Genomic DNA, 4174 nt, shown 5'->3' on the forward strand with positions numbered 1-4174 from the left:
CCGAATGATTGCAGCAAGGCTTGGACTTGTTTGGGCTCGTACGGATGCCCAAGCAATTGGATGAGCTGTTCGGATGCTTCTTTCATGCTTGCATTTCATTCCTTTCGATTGGAAAAAACTTTTATATCTTGGGTTTTAGCTGCTTAATCACTGACATGATCAGTATGATCATACCGACTCCAAAGCCTGACATGGATAAGGGAGCAAGTAAAAATCGCATGAATTCCCCTTGCACAAAAAAGCTCGCAAGCATGACTACCATACATATCACGGTAAAGATGCCGACTGTTATAGCCCCAATAAAATCATTCAAATTATGATTTTCCTCACGAGCAATGGTGATTCTATTGTCTTTAAGAATAGGCAACTCCAGTAATTTCGGGATGTAATCCTCTAACTTTCCCTTGACCTTACCTAAACGTTCCTTCGCCAATTGTCCTTTATTAATCTGGCTGGCGTATGATTGACTCGCTGTGGATAAAGAGTATGCTTCATTTACGGATGACAACGTCCCGTCTAGAGTAATGATTGCTCTGAATGCACCGGCAACGGTTGGTTTTAATGATAGCCCCGCTTCGGTAATCATCGACATCAGCCGTCTCATTATGACACTCGTAGGATCATGTGAAAAAGAGGCTTCTGACAGAAGTCTACTGAGGCGTCGTTCCATCATATCTTCATTGAATAAATGTCCTTCCTCACAAACCCTCGCCAAGCCATGCGCCATCTCTTTCGTATCATTATTGCTGTAACCAACCAAGAAGCTTAACAGACCGCCTCGTTCATCATCTGATAAATAACCAACTGAACCGAAGTCAATAAGCGCAACTTCCCCGTCCGTTGTCAACATGATGTTCCCGGGATGCGGATCCGCATGGAAGATACCTATCATCAGGATTTGATCTAAAAATGCGTGCATAATCATTTCTGAAACATCGGTTGTCACTTCTTTTGTAAAACGATTCCCTTCGATATACTCCATCGTTAGTATTTGTTTAGTCGAATACTCGGAATAAACTTTAGGCACTCTTATAGGGATTCCGTGTTCTTTAAACGCTCTTTTTAACATGTTGGTATTCAGCGCTTCGATATCAAAGTCAGTTTCTTCGATAAGATTATTTTTAAATCCTACTGCGAGTTGTATTAAACCGAGTCTTTTGATTTTAGAAGAACGCTCCGACAGCCATGACACAAATTGAATTAATAAATCCAAATCCGCTGTCATCTTTTGCTTAACATCAGGTCTTAAAATCTTAACGACGACTTTCTCTCCGGTTGACTTAAGCCTAGCCAGATGAACTTGTCCGATAGAAGCTGCTGCGATGGGTTGCATCTCGAAGGTTTCATACGTTTCATTCATGTTGCCAATTCTGCTATCAATGATTTTTTTTAGCTCCTCTTGACTGAGAGGTTTTACTTGGTCATGCAAACTAGAGAACGCTTCGATGAAATGACCAGGTAAAATTTCCTTTTGGGTTGATAATACTTGTCCAAACTTAACAAAAACTCCCCCCATCTCTTCAAGAATCTCGGCAATAACATGTGGGAGTTTCGCATGATCTTGCTGAATCAGATGACTCAGCCCTTTTCGCGAAGCAATCCAGAACAAACGAATCATTCGCCTGAAGCCGCGAATTTTATTCACAATATATAGGAACGGGTTTGAGGTTTGCAGTATTTTAAAATTGAAAAGGCAAAGAAGCATGTATGCATAACAAGATATAAATATAATTAATAACGGGTAATAGATAAACATCACTCTAAAGATCTCGGGATCAGATGGCGTAGAAATTTGATTAAAATAGGTAAACGATAGTACAAGTGTCACGGTGGTCGTACCAAATAATATTGCAACCATTAGCTTGAGCTGTTCGTTTTTAAATGTATGGATGTTTCCTATTAAAAAATACAAAATGACGGCAACAACAATGATGCTGGTCAAGTAAAATTGCTCCAAAACTTGAACCAACACACTGACAGCAAGCGCGCTGACTAACGATCCAATGACTTTATATTTCTTTTTAAATAAAGTAGCAAGCACTATGAATACGATGAAACACACAAACCATACAATGAAAAAGAACATACTCCATCCCCTCTGGAACTTCCCTATCACTACTATAGCACACTCGACTAATAATCTCTCCAGCCACGCTAAACAAACAAGGGCTTTCTCAATTATCGAAGATAACCGAGAAACCCCTTGTTTATTCATATAGCTAGTGTCTTCGCAGAGCTATTAACTATTCATCATAATAGCCAGCCGGGGAAAGCTCCACCCCCACCGTCACCGTCATCCGAGTAGTCACCAAGAATCATTCTATAGGTACTGGCGGTTACGCCCCATCTTACCTCAGCGAGACATACTTGCTCGATTGCATGAACTCGCGATGGGCTTCCTGAATCGAGTTCGAGCGCATCAGCAGCTCCTCGGACCCACCATGCTTCAGTTGATCGGCAATCTGCATCAGCTTGAACGTGTTGTAATAGTTCGCATCCGCTTTGCTTCGACTATGCTGCAATGCGTCCTCATACGCTTGGCGTTCCATCGAAAGGCTCATTGCTTGATTGTATAGATTGAGATCGTGTCGTTGTAAGTAGTCCATTTCGACGGTGCGCAGCTTCTTGCCCAGCATGAGTATAATTCGAATAGATGTCAAACGCGTCTGATCCTTCGTCGCGCGCGCGTCCTTGCTTTGCTGCATCGCTTTGAAATACTCGCTGACCGGCTGCACGGATTTTACATTCACGCCATTCCCCCCTAATTACAAATGTCGTCACATGCAACGTGCCTTGCTCCAAGTATCCGGCTGCATCTAGCTTCTAATTTATCATGGTAGATTGCTACGTAAATGAAATGTAAAGGAAACTTTAGGTTCGCGCTTGCAACGCACCAACGGCAACGAGCATATATGCTATCCCCTGAATCGTAACAATTCTCTCATTCGCAGAACAATCATCACACTGAAGGGGGCCCCTAGCTTCCACTTCTTTTGTTCGACCCGGTTGGCTGTCACAAACACAGAAGCCCGAATGCTATATACATTCGGGCTTCAATATACAGGGAAATGCGATATAGCTCCTACTTCCTAGCAAGCGACACACAGCAATCCACATGTATCGTGCTGGGAATAGTAACATGATTCCTCTTACACGATTATTCCGATTTTCTACAAATCTTCCATGCAAGAAATGTCATATTTTGATATAATGCTAGTGTGCAACAGACTTGGGTGGGGAAGTATCGCCTCCAGAGCGGAGGTGATGCTCATGACATTTTCGTTGACTGAAGTGATAATGCTCGGCATGTTCTTGCTGGCTTTGCTCACTCTCATGAATAAACGAAAATAACCCGCCCAGGTTCGCGCCAAGGGTAACGGGTTATTTTCTCTGAAAACTTTTGGAGGCTTCCCACCCAAATTGTTGTGCAGGGAGTCGGATGGCCGTCCGGCTCCTTATTTCTATCCTAATCATATCACGGGTGTTTCATTCATGCAATTTGCCTTCGACTTTACTCGCTAATACATCTGATCACTATTAGTTTTACTCTCTCACGAACAGCGAACATTTTTCCACATATGTGGAGACAACAAATGTATCTCCATTGACAGTGAAACTAATATTATTTTCTCCCGGGCATGTTTGTCGTGATGGGAAAACCAAATGTGGGAGCCGATAAAGAGAAGTTTATTGTTAATTGGCAGTACTTTGGCATGTTTTTTAACAAACTCAAACAATTCCTTGGGATTGCAACACGCTATAATCCATTTTTCTAGATCTTCGAATTTATCCACGGGCTTCACCTTCCCATCATCAGCAACGGTATTGGATTATACAGCAGAACAATTTGACATCAACACGGATTCGAACAGTCTCTAAAAAGAGCCTCCGACAATGGACGCTCTCTTTAATATTCCAATTTTCAGTTGCGATTACCTCGGCTCGTCCTATGAAGCTCTCTCCGAAAAATAGTGGCAGCATATAATAGCCGAATTTACGTTTAATTGCCGGCGTGTAAATCTCCCGAGTAGACATCAATGCGTAGCGAGGCTTTCGCCGACCAGATTATATCATCGTTGAAATAGCTGTTCGGTGCCGGCATCCGCTTGACGCCGAATGATTGCAGCAAGGCTTGGACTTGTTTGGGCTCGTACGGATGCCCAAGCAATTGGAT

At 42.6% G+C, this 4174-nt stretch carries 2 protein-coding genes; both read right to left on the reverse strand.

Going from position 1 to position 4174, the window contains the following annotated elements; all coding sequences use genetic code 11:
* Positions 1-121 precede the first annotated feature (121 nt).
* A complete protein-coding gene (locus PAT3040_RS13865; protein ID WP_179215611.1) occupies positions 122-2086 on the reverse strand; it encodes an ABC1 kinase family protein in 1965 nt (654 codons plus the stop codon).
* A 262-nt stretch (positions 2087-2348) separates the two neighbouring features.
* A complete protein-coding gene (locus tag PAT3040_RS13870; protein WP_108993174.1) occupies positions 2349-2750 on the reverse strand; it encodes a hypothetical protein in 402 nt (133 codons plus the stop codon).
* Between the last annotated feature and the right edge of the window lie 1424 nt (positions 2751-4174).

This window comes from Paenibacillus agaridevorans, assembly GCF_003112455.1.
Taxonomy (GTDB): Bacteria; Bacillota; Bacilli; order Paenibacillales; family Paenibacillaceae; genus Pristimantibacillus; species Pristimantibacillus agaridevorans.